General features: G+C 55.8%; 17 protein-coding genes, 1 tRNA gene and 1 pseudogene. 11 read left to right on the top strand and 8 right to left on the bottom strand.

Annotated features, from left to right (window positions below; genetic code table 11):
* Positions 1-21 precede the first annotated feature (21 nt).
* Positions 22-255 carry a hypothetical protein gene (locus MWU60_RS16165; protein ID WP_247228412.1) on the top strand — a complete coding sequence of 78 codons (234 nt, stop codon included), beginning with the start codon at positions 22-24 and terminating at the stop codon, positions 253-255.
* A gap of 1 nt (position 256) precedes the next feature.
* On the top strand, positions 257-577 hold the full coding sequence (locus MWU60_RS16160) for a hypothetical protein (protein WP_247228411.1): 321 nt from the start codon (positions 257-259) through the stop codon (positions 575-577).
* Between the two features lie 111 nt (positions 578-688).
* On the opposite strand, the gene cynS is transcribed toward MWU60_RS16160, so the two are convergent.
* The 5 genes from cynS to MWU60_RS16135 are packed head-to-tail and all read right to left on the bottom strand — an operon-like array spanning position 689 to position 4658.
* Positions 689-1141 carry a cyanase gene (gene cynS / locus MWU60_RS16155; protein WP_247228410.1) on the bottom strand — a complete coding sequence of 151 codons (453 nt, stop codon included), beginning with the start codon at positions 1139-1141 and terminating at the stop codon, positions 689-691.
* Positions 1142-1171: 30 nt separating this feature from the next.
* Positions 1172-1651 carry a nuclear transport factor 2 family protein gene (locus MWU60_RS16150; protein ID WP_247228409.1) on the bottom strand — a complete coding sequence of 160 codons (480 nt, stop codon included), beginning with the start codon at positions 1649-1651 and terminating at the stop codon, positions 1172-1174.
* Complete coding sequence (locus tag MWU60_RS16145) at positions 1648-2547, bottom strand: ABC transporter ATP-binding protein (RefSeq protein ID WP_247228408.1); 900 nt, start codon at positions 2545-2547, stop codon at positions 1648-1650. Before MWU60_RS16145 ends, MWU60_RS16150 begins: the two co-directional genes overlap by 4 nt.
* Before the next feature lie 9 nt (positions 2548-2556).
* A complete protein-coding gene (ntrB, locus tag MWU60_RS16140) occupies positions 2557-3393 on the bottom strand; it encodes a nitrate ABC transporter permease (RefSeq protein ID WP_247228407.1) in 837 nt (278 codons plus the stop codon).
* A complete protein-coding gene (locus MWU60_RS16135) occupies positions 3393-4658 on the bottom strand; it encodes a CmpA/NrtA family ABC transporter substrate-binding protein (RefSeq protein ID WP_247228406.1) in 1266 nt (421 codons plus the stop codon). The genes ntrB and MWU60_RS16135 overlap by 1 nt, the downstream gene beginning before the upstream one ends.
* Positions 4659-5020: 362 nt before the next feature.
* On the opposite strand from MWU60_RS16135, the gene MWU60_RS16130 reads away from it, so the two are divergent.
* The gene (locus MWU60_RS16130; protein WP_247228405.1) at positions 5021-6820 is read left to right on the top strand and encodes a sigma 54-interacting transcriptional regulator; all 1800 of its coding nucleotides are present in this window, start codon (positions 5021-5023) and stop codon (positions 6818-6820) included.
* Positions 6821-6886: 66 nt separating this feature from the next.
* Positions 6887-7679: pseudogene (locus MWU60_RS16125) on the top strand (DDE-type integrase/transposase/recombinase); the annotation flags it as partial.
* A 152-nt stretch (positions 7680-7831) separates the two neighbouring features.
* On the opposite strand, the gene MWU60_RS16120 reads toward MWU60_RS16125, so the two are convergent.
* A complete protein-coding gene (locus tag MWU60_RS16120; RefSeq protein WP_247228404.1) occupies positions 7832-8332 on the bottom strand; it encodes a hypothetical protein in 501 nt (166 codons plus the stop codon).
* Positions 8333-8342: 10 nt separating this feature from the next.
* On the bottom strand, positions 8343-8957 hold the full coding sequence (locus MWU60_RS16115) for a response regulator transcription factor (protein WP_247228403.1): 615 nt from the start codon (positions 8955-8957) through the stop codon (positions 8343-8345).
* A gap of 901 nt (positions 8958-9858) precedes the next feature.
* Between MWU60_RS16115 and MWU60_RS16110 the strand changes: the two genes are divergently transcribed.
* The 4 genes from MWU60_RS16110 to MWU60_RS16095 all read left to right on the top strand — a co-directional run bounded on the left by MWU60_RS16110 (position 9859) and on the right by MWU60_RS16095 (position 17115).
* The gene (locus tag MWU60_RS16110; protein ID WP_247228605.1) at positions 9859-11565 is read left to right on the top strand and encodes a hypothetical protein; all 1707 of its coding nucleotides are present in this window, start codon (positions 9859-9861) and stop codon (positions 11563-11565) included.
* 121 nt (positions 11566-11686) lie between these two features.
* Complete coding sequence (locus tag MWU60_RS16105; protein ID WP_247228402.1) at positions 11687-13762, top strand: type I secretion protein ATPase; 2076 nt, start codon at positions 11687-11689, stop codon at positions 13760-13762.
* 16 nt (positions 13763-13778) lie between these two features.
* On the top strand, positions 13779-15782 hold the full coding sequence (locus MWU60_RS16100) for a type I secretion system permease/ATPase (protein ID WP_247228401.1): 2004 nt from the start codon (positions 13779-13781) through the stop codon (positions 15780-15782).
* Positions 15775-17115, top strand: a complete 1341-nt coding sequence (locus MWU60_RS16095; protein WP_247228400.1) for an HlyD family type I secretion periplasmic adaptor subunit — start codon at positions 15775-15777, stop codon at positions 17113-17115. Before MWU60_RS16100 ends, MWU60_RS16095 begins: the two co-directional genes overlap by 8 nt.
* 250 nt (positions 17116-17365) lie before the next feature.
* Here the strand turns inward: MWU60_RS16095 and MWU60_RS16090 are convergent.
* Positions 17366-17441: transfer RNA gene (locus tag MWU60_RS16090), tRNA-Lys, on the bottom strand.
* Between the two features lie 95 nt (positions 17442-17536).
* Here MWU60_RS16090 and dapF point away from each other — a divergent pair.
* From dapF to MWU60_RS16075, 3 genes are read left to right on the top strand one after another with little or no spacing between them, the layout of a single operon-like run.
* The gene (gene dapF / locus MWU60_RS16085; protein ID WP_247228399.1) at positions 17537-18352 is read left to right on the top strand and encodes a diaminopimelate epimerase; all 816 of its coding nucleotides are present in this window, start codon (positions 17537-17539) and stop codon (positions 18350-18352) included.
* Positions 18353-19612, top strand: a complete 1260-nt coding sequence (gene mtaB / locus MWU60_RS16080; RefSeq protein ID WP_247228398.1) for a tRNA (N(6)-L-threonylcarbamoyladenosine(37)-C(2))-methylthiotransferase MtaB — start codon at positions 18353-18355, stop codon at positions 19610-19612.
* Positions 19609-20241: a glutathione S-transferase gene (locus MWU60_RS16075; RefSeq protein ID WP_247228397.1), complete on the top strand. Its 633-nt coding sequence runs from the start codon at positions 19609-19611 to the stop codon at positions 20239-20241. Before mtaB ends, MWU60_RS16075 begins: the two co-directional genes overlap by 4 nt.

Genomic DNA, 20241 nt, shown 5'->3' with positions numbered 1-20241 from the left:
AACGAAAGAGGAGACCGACCAATGGCAAAACTGACAAAGAAATCTGTGTTCAAGTCCTATGACACCAAACCGGAAACACCGATGGACAAAACAACACGCGTCGTCCGGAAAATGGTCGATGACGACGCAGAAGAACGCCAAGCTAAGATCACGCGATTGCGGAACGCGCGCCTAGAGAGAGAAGCGAATACGCCAAGCGAAACGACTGCGAAAGAACGGAAAGCACGCCAGTCTAGTGGAGTCACAAAACGATGAGATGTTCATCAACGAATCCATTCGACCCAAGGTCTCTTTCGTCATGAACTCGGACGAGAACACGGAAAAAACGCACTACATTTGCCAAACCTATGTAGAAACGGACGCTGCGGGCAGCGGTCAGCGCGTCTTAAAAATTGGCAAGCAATTTCAATATTCTACAGCATCGCAAGCACAAGACCGAGCGGAAAGGGAGGCACGTTCTGAAGGCTGCGTTGGTGCTGATGCCTATATGGTCAGCGAGGACGTGACATCCGGCGAAGTCGGAGCGCCCAGCTTCCTTGTAAGGCTTGGCAATGTCCCCGACTTTGAAACATCGTGAACTTGCTTTGTTCGGCCGTTTTTCCCCAAATGGTTCGACTGTCTATCGTTCCATCATCGCCGAAGCACAGTAGGTGTTCATTGACTTCGGCAACGGCGGCCCGCTGCAATCCTACCAGCTGTTATACCCCAGGTATTTGCCCGACATTTCAACCTTCACGCGGTCTCCCTTTGGGTTTTCGACCCGCGTGACAGACATTTCAAAATCAATTGCAGACATGATGCCGTCGCCGAACTTTTCTTGGATCAGCGCTTTCAGGGTCGGGCCGTATACACCAACGATTTCATAAAACCGGTAGATGCAGGGATCCGTTGGAACTGCTTGTTCCCAGATCTTGGTGGGACTTTCGGCCAACACGCTTTCGGCCTCTTGTGGCAGGCCCATGGTCTTGACCATCAACGCGGCCTTTTCTGGTGGAAAGGCGTTCATGCCCATAGCCGCCGAATGGGTCCAGACAGGTGACATGTCTATTTTTTCGGCAATGCCTTCCCATGTCAGTCCGGCGGTCTTTTTGGCCGAAAGGATCATTGCTGTGACATCTTCTTTGGTCATCATGTCGGTCATTGGTGTGGTGTCCTTCTTTTATACTGATTTTTAAAGCCCAAGCTCTGTCAGGCTGGCGTGATCATCAGGGCGGGGTCCGGGGGCATCCCAGTGAAACAGACGTTCGGCCTCTGGGATGGGTACATCGTTGATCGAGGCGTGACGCACGGCCATGTAGCCAAGCGCATCGAATTCCCAGTTTTCATTGCCATGAGCGCGAAACCACTGCCCTGCGGCATCGTGGTATTCATAACAAAAGCGGACCGCGATTTTGTCTTCACTATGGGCCCAAATCTCTTTGATCAGGCGATAGCCATGCTCGGTGGCCCATTTGCGGGTCAGAAAAGCCTCGACCTCAGTCCGCCCGTTCAAAAACTCCCACCGGTTGCGCCATTTGGTGTCAGTCGTGTACGCCAGTGCGACTTTGGCGGGATCACGCCCGTTCCAGGCGTTCTCGGCCATCCGCACTTTTTGCACAGCGTCATCATAGCTGAACGGCGGAACGGGCGCGCGCGGTTGTCGGTCTGTCATGTCTTGACCGCCTGCAACAAGGGCTGCTCGCCCACCGCGCCATCCGTTTTGTCGATGCGAACGGTTTGGGGCGAATGGGTCTCGTCCTGCGCGCTGGCTTGGCCGGCCAGTTCCGCCGAGCGTTTCCCAAGGAACTGCACCAGATGATTGCGAATGGCGTAGTAATTTGGGTGCTCCACAATGTCGGTGCGCACGCGGGGTCTTGGGATGGTGATCTCAACACTTTCTGCGACGCGGGCCAAAGGACCGTTTGTCATCAATAAGATACGATCCGCCAGTAGGATCGCCTCGTCGATGTCATGGGTGATCATGAAAACCGTTTGATCGGTGCCCATCCAGACTTTCAGCAGCTCTTCCTGGATTGTGCCACGCGTCAGCGCGTCCAGTGCGCCAAAGGGTTCATCCAGCAGCAACAGCTTGGGTTCATTGGCGAAAGCGCGGGCAATCGACACACGTTGACGCATGCCGCCAGACAATTGACTGGGCTTGCGGTGGATGGCGTCGCCCGACAATCCGACTTTGTCCAAAAATGCGATTGAGTGGTCTTCGACCTGTTGCTTCGTCCAATCCGGGAACCGCGCAGCCACCCCGAAAGTCACATTCTTCAGGGCCGTCAGCCACGGCAGCAGCGAATAGTTCTGGAACACCACGCCACGATCAAGGCTCGGGCCGGAGACTTCCAAACCGTCCATCTTCACAACCCCCTTGGTCGGCTCCGAAAGTCCCGCAAGGATGTTCATGATTGTTGACTTGCCGCAGCCCGAATGACCAAGGATGCAAACAAACTCACCCTTTTCGATGCCGAAGCTTGCGTTCTCGAAAACCGTGAATTCGCCGCCTTTGCCGTCAGGATAGCGCTGGGTCAGCTTTTCGATGCTCAGAAATGAACTTGCCATGGATCTACCTTATTCGACGTAGGCAACGCGCCGCTGAAGCAGGCCAAAGGCCGCGTCCAGCAACATGCCAACAACGCCGATCATGAGAATTGAGAAGATGACGGATGTCAGATCGAGGTTGTTCCACTCGTTCCAGACATAATACCCGATCCCGGTACCCCCCACGAGCATCTCCGCGGCGACGATGACCAACCATGCGATACCGATGGAAATCCGCATGCCTGTTACGATGGTGGGTGCAGCAGCTGGCAGTACAACCGTGAAGGCCGTTTTGAGCGGCCCAAGTTCATGGGTGCGCGCCACGTTCACCCAGTCTTCGCGCACACCGGCCACACCGAAGGCTGTGTTCAGCAACATCGGCCAGATCGAACAGATGAAGATCACGAAGATAGCGGAAGCTTCTGAGTCTTGGATGATGAACAGTGCCAATGGCATCCACGCGAGAGGGGAAATGGGCCGCAGAACCTGAATGAACGGGTTTAGCGCCTTGTACGCCACCGATGACATGCCGATCAGAAATCCAAGTGGGATCGCGATGATCGCGGCCAGAAAATAGCCTGTCAGGACCCGGTAGATCGAATAGCCGATCTGGATGCCGATGCCCTTATCGTTGGGGCCCGCGTCATAGAACGGGTTGGACAGTTCCTGCCACGCTTTGACCGCGACCTCGCTGGGCGGCGGCACGCCTGCTTTCGCCGAACCCGCCCCCGTCAGCAATTCATATTCGGTCAGCTCGCCTGTGTTGATCGTTTGTGTGGAAATCGAAATTTCCCACACAAACAGACCGACAAAGAGCAATGCTATCGACCAGATCGCCGCGCGCTTGTTTTCTGACAAAAGCTCCATCAGTCGCCCGCTTTAATCACGAAGCTGTCGACATAGGCTTCCGGCTGATCAGGGTCGAACGTCTTGCCCATGATCATGTGCGATTTGTAGTTTTCTGTCGGTGCTTCATAACCTAGATCGGTCATGACCTTGCGGGCGTCAGACGCCAGGTAGACCTGTTCTGCCACGCCTTTGTAGTCGACATCGCCCTCGATATAACCCCAACGCTTCATCTGCGTCAGGATCCAGACCCCCATTGACTGCCATGGGAAGGGATCGAAATCGATGCGATCCGGCACACGCTGCACCTCGCCCAGACCATCCGCATAGGTGCCCGTCAGAACTTGTTCGATGACTGTGACCGGTTGGTTAAGGTAGTTCGTCGGTGCGATGGCCGCCGAGATTTCCTTACGGTTTTCTGAGTTCGACGCGTATTGCGTTGCGTCAATGATCGACTTGAGTAAGGCGCCGTATGTATTTGGCAATTCGGTCGCGAAAGACAATGGCGCAGCAAATGCACAGCATGGATGACCTTCCCAGATTTCTTTGGTGAGAATGTGGATGAAGCCAATGCCTTCATAAACGGCACGTTGGTTGAACGGATCAGGTGACAGGTAGCCGTCAAGGTTACCAGCCCGCAGGTTGGCGACCATCTCTGGCGGTGGGACCACGCGGATCTGGATATCCACGTCAGGGTCCAGCCCAAATTCAGCCACGTAGTAGCGCAGCAAGAAGTTGTGCATGGAGTATTCAAACGGAACACCAAAGGTGAAGCCCTTCCACTGGCTTGGGTCGCGCTTGTCGAGGTGTTCATTAGACAGAACAATCGCCTGCCCGTTGATGTTTTCAACGGCGGGCATGATGTAGGGTTCGGCGATAGAACCTGCACCCAGCGTCATCGCCAAAGGCATTGGCGTCAGCATATGGGATGCGTCGTATTCACCAGACAGTGATTTGTCGCGGGCTACGGCCCAACCTGCGGTCTTGATGACCTGAGCATTCAAACCGTAGCGTTCATAAAAGCCCAAAGGCTGCGCCATGATAATCGGCGTGGCACAGGTGATCGGCACAAAGCCGATGTTCAGGTCAGTCTTTTCTGGCGTGCCGAGGTCATCCAGAATGTTGGCCACTGCCTGTTTTACCGGAAAGACCGAGGCCAGCGCCGCCGCAACGGACGTGCCCCCCACCATGCCCATAAAGGACCGCCGCGCGATATCGTTCTGGCCGAATACAGACCGGACCACCGCACTTTCGACCGCCCGTTCCATCATCTCTTCAGACGACATAGCTGTCGGCTCCTTATGGGTCTTGTCGTGTCCGTGTCCGGTAAGACAGCTGTCACATCCGCAATCTGCACCATGCCTAAGGTCGGTCTTTTCGGAATAAGGATTTCCAAGGCTCTTGATTGTCATGTCCGTCTCCTGTCATTGGTCAACGACATGTTTCCACGCAACGCTGCAGTGCAGAAGACCTTCCGCCAGGTGCCTTCAAAGTGGGTTGGGGTTGAATTTATTGATTAATTTCTGGGCGGACGTGACGAATTTTCGTAAGTTACGAAATTTCGTAATTTGTTAAGGCCCTTCGGCACCCCATCATCTGCCCTATGCTTGACGAAACCGATTCCGCACATCTGATTTCCCATCACCCGATGCCAACGATCATAGTCGACACCCGTGCCGACAGGGTCGTCGCGGCCAATGACCCAGGGCGTGCCTTGCTGGGGGAGGCTACGCTGTCGGCGCCCCTGTCCAGCCAGATGGAAAATGACTTCGCCGCCGCTGCGGTGTTTTTCGATGCGGTTGCACATTTCGGGACTTACGTGGATCGCAGCCTCTCGCTGACCGGCGCGAAGGGCGTTGCTTTGCGGCTTCAGACCTACGGGGCGCAACTCAAGTCGGGCTTGGTGCTGCTCAGCTTCCTCGACCTCGACGAGCACGACCGTCGCAACCAGCAGGCTGAACGGGAGGCGCACCAAAACGCGGGCCTGTCCCAATGGCAAAACATTTATGGCTTCTTTCAGGAGGTCGAAGCCCAGAACCATCTGATCCTTGAGGCAGCAGGCGAAGGCATCTACGGCATCAACGCCAAAGGACAGGCCACGTTCGTGAACCGCGCGGCGCAGGAAATGTTGGGCTGGTCCTCGGATGACCTTATCGGGCGCGAACTGCATTCGATCATCCACCACAAACATCTGAGTGGTGACCACTTCCCGGCCCATGAATGCCCGATCTACAAGTCGTTCCGCCGCGACCAGACCATGCGCGTGGACGATGACGTGTTCTGGCGCAAGGACGGCAAGCCGATCCTCGTGGAATATGTCTCAACCCCGATTTACGACCACAAAGTTCTGGCCGGAGCGGTAGTGATCTTTCGCGACGTGACCGAACGCAAGGAAAATGAACGCAAGCTGCGCGTTGCTTTGGCGCAGGTCGAAGACCTGAAGGTGAAGCTGCAACAGGAAAACGAATACCTTCTCACCGAAATTCGTTCGGCTCGGTCCCACACCGGCGTGGTCGGTGTCTCACCCGCAATCAAATCGCTAAACGCCCAGATCGATCTCGCCGCGCGAAGCGGTGCCCATGTGCTGATCTCTGGCCCGTCGGGGTCGGGTAAAAGCATGACGGCCTCTGCGATCCATGAAGCAAGCGACCGGCATCACCGTCCTCTTGTGCGCATCAACTGCGATCAGAAAAAGGCCACCGATCTGGAGGCCGAGCTGTTTGGTTATCGCCGTGGCGCCTTTGCGGGGGCAGCGCGGGATGTGACCGGCAAACTGCTGATGGCCCACAACGGCACTCTGCATCTGGACGAGGTTGCAGCCCTGCCGGCTAAAGTGCAGGCCAGCCTGCATGACGTCCTGCAAACCGGTCATTTCCGACGTCTGGGCGACAGTGTAGATATTCCAGTGGCCGCTAAGGTCATCGCTACCACAAACTTTGATCTGCTAGCCGAAGTGCGGGCGGGGCGGTTCCGACAGGACCTCTATTTTGCCTTGAACGTGCTTCCAATCATGAGCGAACCCCTCCGGAACCGTCCCCAAGACATCCCCTACCTTGCGCGGCATTTCCTTGATCGGACCACGGGGCGTCTGCGCCTGCCCAAGATGACCCTGACCAAAGCGAATATGGAAACCCTGCAATCGTATGATTGGCCCGGAAACGTGCGGGAATTGGAAAATGTGATCGAACGCACGGCGATCCTTGCGCAAGGCGGCAGGTTGCAATTCGACCTCCAAAGCGAGCAGGCCGATACGCCGACAGAAACGAACCGCGTCCTGACCCAGAAAGAACTCCGTCAACTGGAAATCAAGAACTTCGAAGCCGCCCTGCGCCGCGCGAAGGGCAAGATTTCCGGAAAATCCGGCGCGGCAGCGATCCTCGGGCTTGCCCCAACGACCGCCTATTCAAAAGCCAAGTCGCTTGGCATCCAGATGGACCAATTCTCCTAGGCCGAAATTGAAGGGCCAGCAAATGCGCCGAGGCCTACTTAGCCCAAAGTCGAATGACCACTTTACCGTATCCCGGATGATGTCCGTGAAGCCTTTGTCGAGTTCGCGCTGGACCACGAAGATCTGACGCCGCGCGAACTGGCGGTCAAATACACCGACGAGAAGCGGTATTTTATCTCGGAATCTTCAGCGTATCGCTTTCTCAAAGCCGAAGACCTGATCACGGCACCAGCCCATGTGGTGATCTGGGCGGCCGATGAGTTCCGCGACAAGACAACCAGACCGAACGAGCTGTGGCAGACCGACTTCACCTATCTCAAGGTCATCGGCTGGGGGTGGTTCTATCTGTCCACGATCCTCGACGACTACAGCCGCTACATCATCGCCTGGAAGCTCTGCACAACAATGAAGGCCGTAGATGTAACCGACACGCTGGACCTGGCGCTGGACGCGTCTGGGTGCAATCGGGCAACGGTGGTGCAAAAGCCCAAGCTTCTCAGCGACAACGGCTCGTCCTATGTGGCGGCTGATCTCGCCGACTATCTTGAGGGCAAAGGCTTGGATCACCTTCGTGGTGCGCCACATCACCCCCAAACCCAGGGCAAGATCGAAAGGCGGCATCAGACCATGAAGAACCGGGTTCTCTTGGAAAACTATTACCTACCCGGCGATCTGGAATGCCAAATCGGCGCCTTTGTCGATCACTATAACAACCGTCGTTACCACGAGAGCTTGGACAACCTGACACCCGCCGACGTCTATCAGGGCCGTGGCGCAAAGATCCTGAAAAAAGCGAGAGGAGATCAAGAAACAGACACTCAGAAAACGCCGGTTGCAGCACCAAGCCGCGGCCGCATAAACTCAAACAGAAACCGAACCAGAGCCTCCGCTACGATACAGCCTCAGATCTCCGAAAAACCCTGACGACGGACAAGTTCAAATAAACCAAGACAGCCTGAGAGACCTTTCAATCACCTCATCCAGCACTTGTGACCACACGGATAAAACCGATCAGGTCGGGTAGTTGAATTCACCTACGGTTTGCCAGATATCGTGATTTATCAGCTTCAACTCGTTGATCGCGGCTTCAACGGCCCTCGCAGCACCTGCGTCGAGGTCGTTGACTTGACCCATCAACAATTTGTCCTTTCGGTCTGCTATGCGCATCAAAATCGAGCGCGGCTTATTCCCAGCGCTATCGAAGGCGTAAATGCAGTGGTTATAGCGATTTCGCAGCGCCGATTGGCGCTGAATACGCGCCGTCAGCGCCAAGATCCGGTGACGTTCTTTGGGCTTGACGCGACTGAGTTTCGAAAGCCGTTCAACCATGTCGATACGCGCGCGCGTGGTATTAAGCGTCAGGAAAACGACTGTCGCGATTTCCTTGTCCATGCCCGACAATCCCGCGATGATGTGGATCAGCAGGCTTTCGGTATTCGTCCACGCATAATTGAGCTTACCGATCAGCAGCAAGAAGGCGTCAAAGTCGGTTGGGCTGCTCGGTTTTGTCATCTGGTCCACCCTAGAAACCAAGCTTCCTGCTATGAAACCAATTCGCAGCCTCGGTACGGTTGTTCACGCCCAGCTTGGCGATGATGCGGTGCATGTATAGTTTCACGGTGTGCTGTGACAGCTTCAGATCATCGGCTATGATTTTGTTTTGCTTGCCGGCGGCGGCCGACTCCAAAACCTGGAGTTCCCGCTCAGTCAAATGGATATGATCGGCGTCCTTGGGTGTTCCACCGCCGGATTGCGCGAAAGTGGCTGGCTGCGCATACGCAAGAAGCTCCACCGGCACATGGCACTCACCAGAGGCCAGCAAACGCACAATGGACAGCCAGCAATCAAGATTTGTATTCATTGGCAGGAAGCCGACTTTGCCCCACGATGGGTTCAATTGCAGCTCGTTCAATAGCTTGCGTGCAATTTCCGGTCGTCGATAGGCCAGTGCGATACAGGTTGTTGGAAATGCTGCGCGCAATTGCGGAAAGGCCTTTTTGAATTCCTCCAACATCAACTCGTCCACAATGATCATTCGCAGAGCATCCGAACGCCTGTGTTTTATGGAAAGCAGTTCACCTAGCGACGATATGCGGATAGACGAAATACACTGCAATTCAGCTTCAATGAGTGTCATCGCCGTATTTGAAAAGCTTAGCGCGTCACCAACAAATACGCTGTTGACAGTTCTCGCGTCCAAGATCTTGTCAGCATGTTTCAAAATAATTTACCCCACCAAAATTCCTAATCTCACACGTCGCGCAATCTGCGGCCTGAGCAAATAGAACCTGTTACCCCATTTGCACGCGTCTATCGAAAGAAGCCAAACAGCGCACAATCAAGCCCGCGTTTCCAGTCATCAATAATACTCAAGTACACCCTAAGGTGATCGTCATGTGCCTTCTTCACCGGGTCGAAATAGCCCGTCAAAAGCACGTATTGGCTGCCTGCCAAGCTGCACGCAGAGCCTTAAACATGGTTAAATCCAAATGGAAAATCGCCACCTGCACAAGTTTTAACCGTCAAACAAACTATCACTATTCTATAGTTTTGTCTGCCACTTTGCAAAGTATGGAAATCCTTAATGTCTCCGAAAGTGCATCAATCACCTATCAAAGTAACTAACTGTATCCTGAAAAGCGTATAGACCTTTTGATTATACACCGCTCTTTTTTGCGGAATTATCAACGCATTGCACCCCCGTTTCACATAGACACTTTGTCCAGCTTTCCCCAGCGCAGGTATCAGAGCACGCTTGTCGTATCACGAATTCAGCGTGATGGCCGACGTCCGATTTGGCGTCGGTCCGGCCCGCACTAACGGACATTTTCGCCCGAATCATCCCAGTGCGGTCCTGCTCTTCGGCAACGGACAAAGGGGGTACTGCGAACGGAAACACATAATCTCTAAACAGGTGAACCTTGGATCGAGATATCGTCCGGCGTTCCCAATTCCAATTCAATCGAAAACATCATCTACACGTTGGTCGTCTGAGATAGAGTGGCGATCCCGTAGATGTAATTTACGGAGTTAATCAAATGTCTAACAAGAACAATTTCATCTTCCCCTGGGGCGACCACGGCCACCAGAGCCAAGACCAGGAGCAGGACCAGGAGCAGCTACAGGCGCAGGCCGAACTTCAGGCCCAGCTACAAGCCCAAGGTCAGGGCCAGCACCAGTCTTCCGAAAGTGACAACGATAACGACAACGGAAATCACAACGGGAACGGCAATGGCAATGGCAACCTGAACGGAAACGGCAACCTCAATGGTAATGGCAACGGCAACCACAACGGAAATGCCAACGCGAATGCCAGTGCCAACTCCAACGGCAATGGGAACCTGAACGGAAACCTCAACGCCAATGCCAACCACAACTCATCCCACACGGATGTTGATGTGAATGTCGGTATCGACATGGAAGGCTGGGTGCCAACCGATGATGACTTTGCTGACATCGATCTGGATGGTTCAACGACCGGTGACATCATCATGGCCAACGGAGACCTAAGCTATGACCCCGGCAATGAGGTAAACCTTGAGGATATCCTCAATGATGCCCTCAACGGTGCGGGTAACGACTCGGCCACTGTCAATGCGCAGTCCAACAATCTGGTCGACAATGACACACTGGAAAATGTGTCCAACAGCGGATCGCTGAACCAGACCAACACCTCAACCGGTGGCCACGCAGAGGCCGATGACGGTATCTCCGCTGGGGCAGCTGGCGGTGATGGCGACGGTTCAGCATATGCTGATGGCGGCGCGGCCCTTGGTGGTCTTGGCGTCGGTGGTCATGCCGGTGCAGACGGTGGCACAAGCGGTCCTGGCGGCAACGCCAATGCTGGCGGTGGAACCGGCGGCAACGGTGCTGGTGCCACTGCGGTCGGACTTGGTGTTGGCCTTGGTGGTGCGACGTCTGGTGCGGGTGCAACCGGTGGTGACGGCGGCGACGCTGCTTCGATCGCGGCTGGCCTGGGTGCCGGAACAGCACTGTCCGGTGCGAATGCCGAAGGCGGCGATTCCGGTGATGCTGGCGGCATTGGTGCAGGACTTGCAGCAGCAGGTGCAGGTGCCGACAGCAGCAATGACGGCGATGCTGGCGCAATTGGCGTCGGGCTTGGTCTGGTAGGTCTTGGACTTGCCGGTGCCAATAACGGCTCTACTGGTATGTCGGATGCTGATGCGAACGCCAACGGCTTGGGCGCGGGTTACGGTGAAAGCGGTGATGCGGGCGATGCCGGTGCGATGTCTGGTGCAACTGGCATGGGTCTGGGAATGGCCGCTGCCGGCGACGCAACAGGCGGCGCAGGCGGTCAAGCAGACGCAACCTCAGACGCGACCAACGACTCCGCTGGATACGGCGGCAACAATGACGCAACTGGCGGTGCTGGCGGTGACGGTTACGGCGGTCAGGCCTGGGGCGGCGATACTGGTGATGCCTTTGGTGGGCAAGCCATGGTCGGCGGCGTGACAGCAGGTGGCGGCACAGGTGGCGCAGGCGGCGACGCCTTCGCTGGCGGTGGTGGTGCCGGTGGCAACGCTGGCATGTGGGGATCCAACAATGGTGACGACGGCTATGTCACCGGTGAATCCTTCGCTTCAGCCGCATCGCAGATTGATACATCTGCGTTCAACCAGACCATCGTTCAGGGCGCCAACGTGCTGGGCAATACTGTCGATATGACAGTCGTTGGCGGCTCATTCAGCTCTAGCTACATCGGCGACGATGCCGACGGCGCATAAGCGCTAGGAAAACAACGCCTGAGCCCGGATCACTTTGGGCTCAGGCCGCAAAATTGATTTTAGATTTTTAGAACGCGTCTGCGCATTTTGCGCGTCAGATTTACCGGTAACCGCAAGACAAGTGCCTATTTTAACCGAAGGCGAGGCTGCGATGTTTATGGATAAAGTGACCGAGGTTGTCGCTCATATGATTGGTATATTTCATACCACTCTAGAAGAAGAACGGATGCGCGAGGTCTACGACAAGTTTAAGTCCTTGGCCGCTGCCGATCCGGAAAATGACCCGATTGAGACAATGGGTGTCTCGTTCAAAGCAAAGTACTCACTCGAAGGTTTCACTGTCGATCTGATCGACACAGAAGAGGTCGCTGTTGAAGTGGCCAATTTCATTAATAGCCCACTCCACTCCGGTACGTATCTCCCACTCACCAAGCTTGCGCCAGTTGTCGCGGCACCCACAGACACCTTGTCACAACAGGCAAGCGTGTCGGGGTTTGGTCAAGCCACCATCATGATCGAGCCGCCTGCAAGCGTTGTTGTTATCACGGTCCAATATGCATTCCTCAACGACAACGATGTACTGCTGCTTGGCACAGGTGATACTGAATTCACCGACCCCGCAGAGTTCCTTGCTCAGTTACAGCAATACCAGACCATCGCCTTAGCCATCGCCGCTCCTTTGAGCGCGGAAATGGTCGTCCCTGGTGAAAACGCGACACTGGACGCGATCGCGTTGCACGACCAGATTTCATCTGCTGAGGTCACGACCCTGACGGGTGTGGCCGCCGCGATGCTGCATGGTGCTGACGCGTTTGGTCAGCACATCAACGGACAGGTTAGCGAAATCATTCCAACGCTTGATGACCTATGGCCGGCATTCCGCGCAGACGATGATGATGAAGTTGAAACCACGTTGGATGCGGATGCAGAGCCTGATGCGGATGTGGCCAGCAACGATGATTGGCCCGACCCGTTCGAGGGGCTGGCACCCGGTTACAGCGATACCAGCCCAGTTGATATCGAAGACGGCCACGCTGTCGTGACAGGCGCCAACATCTTGGTCAATGAAGTGGTCATCAACAGCGCCTGGCTTGATGCGCCGGTAATTTCGGTCATGGGCGATGTCGTGAACCTCAGTGTGATCTCGCAGATTAACGTCCTTGTGGATTATGACTATGGGACTTTTGGAGAATGCGTCGCTTCGACCGCAATGAACGCCGCAACTCTTTCGGCGACTGCCACCACTCCAGTGCCCGAAGGGGGTGAGGATGCCCCAGATACCCCCGCCGATCTTGGGTTGCCATCCAATTGGGCGGTCACCCGGATTGAGGGCGATCTGATCGCCGTCAATCAGGTCATCCAGTACAGCTTTGTGACCGATGACGACCGCGCCGAGGTCAGATTTGACAGCACCAACGTGTACATCAGCACAGGCGAAAATTCGGTCATCAACCTGACTGACTTATCTGAACTGGGTTTTGGATATGACCTGATCATGATTGGTGGCAGCATGATTTCCGTCAATTGGATCAACCAGATCAACATCATGATCGACAATGACACCGTGACCTATAGCGGCGATCTGCCTGCTGGCTTTAGTGGTAGCGACAATCTGCTGTTCAACGGCGCTGTGATGAACGGCGTGGGCGTCGACACTTACGGCGGCATGCAAGACAACTTTGCCGCAGCAAGTGCTGAGCTTGCAAATGGCGCGCTGACAATTGATGAAAGCGTAGCCCATGACAGCGTGTTCGAGGGCACCGAAATTCTGCGCGTGCTCTACATCGAAGGTGATCTGACAACGGTCAACTGGATCGAACAGACCAACGTCTTGGGCGATAGTGATCAGGTCCACCTCGCACTCGATAATCTTGAAGCGGCGACAGGTGCGACAGCGACAGTCACCACCGGTTCCAATGCCACCATCAACATCGCGACGATCAACGAATACGGCGTCGATTCAACCATTGCCGTGAACGGTGAGGTCTATGACGACGCCTTGCTTTATCAGGCCGAGCTTATCGACACAGACGCTGATCCCCTGGGCGTCGATATGCCTGCGCTCGCGACCGAAGCCGTCGCGTTTCTGGCTGATGACATGATGACCCCCGAGATAGGTCCCGCCGATCAAACCATCGCCGCGACAGCCCCTGAAAGCACAACCTCACCCGATGTGATGCAGTCGATGCTGGCCTGATAGGATAATGAGTTCGATGACAATGATTGACACAAAGCGTTTCGCCGAAGCGCAGCCAACAGATCCGTTGAAACTGACACCCCAGCAGCGGGTCAAACCAGAGGAACCGCCGCGATTTGAAAGCAAACGTAAGGACGCTGGACCCTCCCCATTGGGTGGTGTTCAGGTCGAGGGCGATACCGGTCCCATCCTGAAATCCGATGGGGGCGGCAAACCACCCACCTCAAACAACGGCGGCAAGGGTGGCGGCGGTGGCGGTGGTTCCAGCTTTCACAAACGCGCAGCCCCTGACCAATTCGTGCAACAGCTCAATGACGGAACCCGCGTCGTCAAACGCAACCTGAGCTTTGTGATGTTGTTGACCTGTGCCACCAACCTTCTGGTTTTGGCGATCCCGATTTATCTGTTCCAAATTTCGGATCGGGTGCTGACCAGCCGATCCTTGGATACCCTTGTGATGCTGACGACGGTGATTGTTGGTGCAGTCGTGCTTCAGGCGATTTTCGATGCGGTGCGCCGCTTTATTCTGATGCGCACGGCGGTCGAAGTGGCCGTCCGGCTTGGCGCGCCAGTGTTAAGTGCCGCGGCCCATGCGTCTCTGCACGACAATGGGCGGCAGTATCAAACCTTGGGGGATCTGCAACAATTGCGCGGGTTTCTGACGTCTGGCACGCTTATCTCATTTCTAGATGTGCCATTCGCACCGCTGTTTATTTTTGCAATTTTCATGGTTCATCCGCATCTGGGGATGATTGTGATCACCACGTCGGTGATCCTTATGGTGATCGCTTTGATCAACCAGAAGGTCACGGCAAAACCATTTGCCGAAGCCAACCTGGCGCAAAGCAAAGCGAACATGCATCTCGACTCCATGTCTCGCAACAGCCAGATCATCAACGCGCTGGCGATGGTGCCCGAGGCGGTTGCACTTTGGGGAAAAGACACCGCAGATTCGCTGCGGTCACAAGTCAAAGCGCAGGACCGTAACATCGCTTGGGCTGCCGTATCACGCGCAGCGCGCCTGCTGACGCAGATTGCGATGCTTGGTTGGGGTGCTTATCTGGCCATTCAGGGCCAGATCACGGGCGGCATGGTCATCGCCGCATCCATTATCGCAGGACGCGCACTCGCGCCTATTGAAGGGTCAATTGAGGGTTGGAACGGCTATAGCCTGTCGCGGTCTGCCTATGACAGAGTGCGCGCGCTGATGCATAATTCCGTCCAGAGATACGAAAAACTGGTGCTGCCAAACCCCGAAGGCCGCCTGAATGTCGAACGGCTGTTGTTTGTCCCGACAGGTACCAAACAAGTCATCCTGAACGGTCTGACATTCAGCCTTAACCCCGGGGAGTCCCTTGGTGTTATTGGTAATTCGGGTGCAGGTAAAACAACGCTTGGCAAGATGCTTGTCGGGTCCATCCTGCCAACCTCTGGCAACGTACGTCTTGATCTGATGGACCTGCGCAATTGGGACACACGGCAGCTGGGCGAAAACATCGGCTATCTGCCGCAAGATGTGCAGCTTTTCCCCGGATCAATCAAAGCAAACATCGCGCGAATGCGGGTGGGCGCGCGCGATGAAGATGTCCATCGCGCTGCCGTGCTGGCCGATGTACACGACATGATCGCAATGCTGCCGCATGGCTATGAAACGATGGTGCAGGCTGACGGGTCGCCCCTGTCAGGCGGCCAGAAACAGCGGATCGCATTGGCACGTGCGTTTTTTGGTAATCCGCGTCTTCTGGTGCTGGATGAACCGAACTCGAACCTCGACACGGCAGGTGATCGCGCGCTGGCCAATGCGATCAAACACGCAAGCGAGAATGGCATCACCGTCGTTGTGATTACGCAAAAGCCTTCACTGCTTAGCGTAGTCGACAAAATCATGCTCATGGCCGACGGCAACATCGCCATGTTTGGTTTCCGTCAGCAGGTGCTCGCTCAGCTTGCACAGCGCAATCAAAACGGCGGGTCCCTGCCAACCGGACCGAACGGTCAGGGAGGCCAGCCAAATGTCTGATGTCACTATCAATCCGCATGCCCTTGAATGGTACGCTGATGTGCCGCGTTCCGTGACCAAGCACATCATCTTTGGGCTGGTGTTGTTTGCGGTGGCATTCGGCGGATTTGGGCTTTGGGCCCTGCGCGCACCCCTGGCCGCGGCCGTGATCGCGCAGGGCAGTTTCGTGGCGACCGGCAACAACAAGATCGTACAACACCTCGAAGGTGGCATTATCCACGAAATCCTTGTGGAAGAAGGTGACACCGTCACCGCAGGACAACCGATCCTTCTGCTTGATGAGACGGCGGCACTGGCAACCGAACGCGAGCTTTTCTTGCGCCAGATCAGGCTAGAGGCGATGGAAACACGGATTTTGGCCGAACATGGCCGCCGGGATCAGTTGATCTTTCCACAACACATCGAAAGCCTGCGGGCCGATTTTGATGTGGCCTCGATGCTGGATGGTCAGACGATTACATTTGAGGCAGCGACACGCCAGCTCGACAACGATATCGCGTTGCTTGAGCAGAGTATCGAAGCTCTTGCCGTGCGCTCGTCAGGATATAATTTTCAATTGATCGCAACGACGACGCAGCTTGAAATCCTGCGGGAAGACTTGGAAAGCAAGCAGATCCTGTTGGATCGCGGGCTCATTCGCCGCTCAGAGGTCAACACACTCAGACGTGCCATCGCAGAAGCCGAAGGCCAGATTGGCAGGCTGACCGCCGAGGTGGAAGAAATCGCTGAGGTCACGGAACGCTATAGAGCGCAGATCGCACAAACGATCAGTGACCGGCAGAGTGCGGCGTTGGACGAGCTGCAACTGGTGCAATCCGAATTGGAAAGCGTGCGCGAACAGGTCCGCCGCGCTGAAAACGTGCTTCAAAGGTCAGAGGTCATGGCACCGGTGTCGGGCACAGTCGTGACGATGCACTACCATACGCCGGGCGGGGTCATCGAATCTGGCAAACCCATCGCCGAAATCCTGCCGACCGGCGAGCCGTTGATCATCGAAGTCAGCATACCGCGCACAGAAATCGACGTGGTTCAGCAAGGGCAGATCGCAACCGTGCGGCTGACCGGGCTGAACGCCCGCACGACACCCATTCTGGAAGGCACAGTCTTTTATGTCTCCGCCGATGCAATCCTTGATCGCCGTCAGGAACTACCACAAGAAGTCTACCTCGCCCGCGTCTCGGTCACACCCGAACAACTGGACCGGGTCAGAGGGTTTGCACCAGCACCCGGAATGCCCGCCGAGATCATGATCCAAACCGAAGCGCGCACGTTCTTTCAGTATCTGGTCAAACCCATCACAGACAGTATGAACCGCGCCTTCAGGGAACAATGAAGCACAAGGGTGTCGGCGTAGTTTATCAGGTCATATTGACGTCTTCAGCTGTATCGACTGCATGGCCTGCCCAAGACTGCAGTTAGCCACGGTTGGAAGTGAGGACCGTCACCGTTCTGACCAAGACTTGCAGTTCTAAAACCACCGGACACCCAAAACAGCGATGTGGAAGGCGTTCCTGACTTTTGTGGCAGAAAACGTGAGTTTTGTGGAAGACTCACGTGATCCCTCACACTTACATGGAAGAAAATGGTGAGCCGTGATGGGTTCGAACCATCGACCTACTGATTAAAAGTCAGTTGCTCTACCAACTGAGCTAACGGCCCACTAGCGCGCTTCTTAGAAACGCGCGCGGGTGTGGTCAAGCCCCAAATGCCTCTCACCGCTGGATAACTTGCCTGCCTTGGCCTATATCGCCGCCATGGCGATCAACGACTCATCATATTTGCCCTTTATGAAGATGCATGGGCTGGGGAACGACTTTGTTGTCGTCGATGAACGCGGAATCAGCGCGCGGGTGGATGCTGCCGTTGCAGTGGCCATTGCGGACCGGCATCGCGGTGTGGGATTTGATCAGATGGCGGTGCTGTCTGAAACGCCTGATGCCGATGTGCGGCTGACGTTTTGGAACAGCGATGGTTCGCAGGCTGGGGCGTGTGGGAATGCGACCCGCTGCATTGCGCGGCATATGATGGACCAGACCGGAGCGACCGCGCTGACCCTCCAAACCGCGCGGGGCATCTTGCAGGCGCGGGATGCGGGTGAAGGTTTGACCGCGGTAAATATGGGCCAACCTCAGTTGGCTTGGCAGGATGTGCCACTGGCCCACGAGATGGACACACTTGAATTGCCCATTGACGGTGCCCCGACTGCGACCGGCATGGGAAATCCCCATTGCACCTTTTTTGTGCCAGACGCCGAAGCCGTTGATCTGGCTGTGAAAGGCGCCGAGCTAGAGCATCACCCGCTTTACCCGGAGCGCACCAATGTGCAGTTTGCGAGTCTCATTGGCACTGATTACCTGCGTATGCGCGTGTGGGAACGCGGCGTTGGGATCACGCTTGCCTCTGGGTCTTCCTCTTGCGCGACGGCCGTGGCGGCTGCGCGCCGGGGTTTGACGGGTCGTGATGTACGTATCGACCTTGACGGCGGAACACTCCAGATCAGTTGGCGTGATGATGGCGTTTGGATGACGGGGCCGACGGCCCATGTTTTTGATGGGCAGTGGCGGCTTTAGATGTCCGAGATTGCCCCGATATTTTCCAATCACGGTTGCCGCCTGAACGCTTACGAGACTGAAGCGATGAAGGAACTGGCCGCGTCTGCTGGCGTGAACAACGCAATTGTCATCAACACGTGTGCTGTCACGTCTGAGGCCGTGCGCAAGGCCCGCCAAGATATCCGCAAGCTGCGTCGTGATCATCCCAATGCGAAGTTGATCGTGACGGGCTGTGCAGCCCAGACCGAGCCTGATGCTTTTGCCAAAATGGACGAAGTCGATGTTGTCCTTGGCAATACCGAAAAGATGAACCCGGCGACTTGGGCGGGCATGGCCCCTGATCTTATCGGGCAGACCGAGCCAGTGCAAGTGGACGACATTATGTCCGTCACCGAAACCGCAGGTCATCTGATCGACGGGTTCGGCACACGCAGTCGCGCCTATGTGCAGGTGCAGAATGGCTGCGATCACCGCTGTACCTTCTGCATTATCCCTTATGGTCGCGGCAATTCCCGTTCTGTCCCTGCCGGAGTGGTTGTCGATCAGATCAAGCGGTTGGTGGACACCGGATATAATGAAGTGGTCCTCACCGGTGTGGATCTGACCAGTTGGGGCGCTGATCTGCCAGCGACGCCAAAGCTGGGCGATCTGGTCATGCGCATCCTGAAACTGGTGCCTGATCTGCCGCGCCTGCGGATCAGTTCGATTGATAGTATCGAAGTGGATGAAAACCTGATGCAGGCGATCGCAACCGAGCCACGCCTGATGCCGCATCTGCATCTGTCCCTGCAACATGGCGACGACATGATTCTTAAACGCATGAAGCGTCGCCACCTGCGTGATGATGCCATCGCGTTCTGCCAAGAGGCGCGCAAGTTACGCCCTGACATGACCTATGGTGCCGATATCATCGCAGGTTTCCCGACCGAGACAGATACGATGTTCGCCAACGCGCTTGCTTTGGTGGAAGAGTGTGACCTGACATGGTTGCATGTTTTCCCCTATTCCCCACGTCCGGGTACGCCTGCCGCGAAGATGCCGCAAGTGGACGGGAAATTGATCAAAGAACGCGCCGCTGCCTTGCGCGCTGCTGGGTCGGCGCAAGTTGATCGGCACCTTGAGGCGCAAGCAGGTAAAACCCATCATATCCTGATGGAGAACGCGCGCATGGGACGGACCGAGCAATTCACCGAGGTGTTGTTCAACACCGACCAACCCGAAAGCCAGATCGTGCGTGCGCAGATCACTGGGATTGCGGGCAATCAACTGACCGCATGAGCGCGCTGCCAATCCTTTGGACGTTCCGTCGCTGTCCCTATGCGATGCGCGCCCGCCTTGCTATCCAGTCCAGCGGGCAGCAAGTCGTCCTGCAAGAAATTCTGCTCAAGGAGAAACCGGCACCCTTTCTGGCGGCATCGCCCAAAGGCACCGTTCCTGTTGTCCAGGACGGTGATGGCGTGATTGACGAAAGCCGTGATGTGATGCTCTGGGCGCTGGGCCGCAATGATCCCGAGGGCTGGTTGGATATGCCCAAGGAAGGCGATGCGTTGATCGACATCTGCGATGGGCCGTTCAAAAGTGCTTTGGATCATACCAAATATGCGGTGCGCTTCCCGGATCGCGATGAAGCCCATGAACGCGCGAAGGCCATGGTATTCTTGAATGACCTGAATGATCGGTTGGGCCGGACAGATTTCTTGATGGGCTCCAAACGCACATTGGCTGATGTCGCGATCCTGCCTTTCGTGCGCCAATTCGCGAACACAGATCGTGCTTGGTTTGATGCCCAAGGGTTAGGGCCACTGACGAAATGGCTGGATGATTTCCTTGCCTCAGACCGCTTTCATGCGATCATGACAAAATATCCACCTTGGCAAGCCGGGCAGGATCAGGTCTTGTTTCCCTGA

This window comes from Yoonia sp. F2084L (assembly GCF_023015625.1).
In the GTDB taxonomy this organism is placed as follows: Bacteria; Pseudomonadota; Alphaproteobacteria; order Rhodobacterales; family Rhodobacteraceae; genus Yoonia.
Note: the sequence above shows the minus strand (reverse complement) of the source record. Positions and strands in the feature narration are given on the sequence as shown.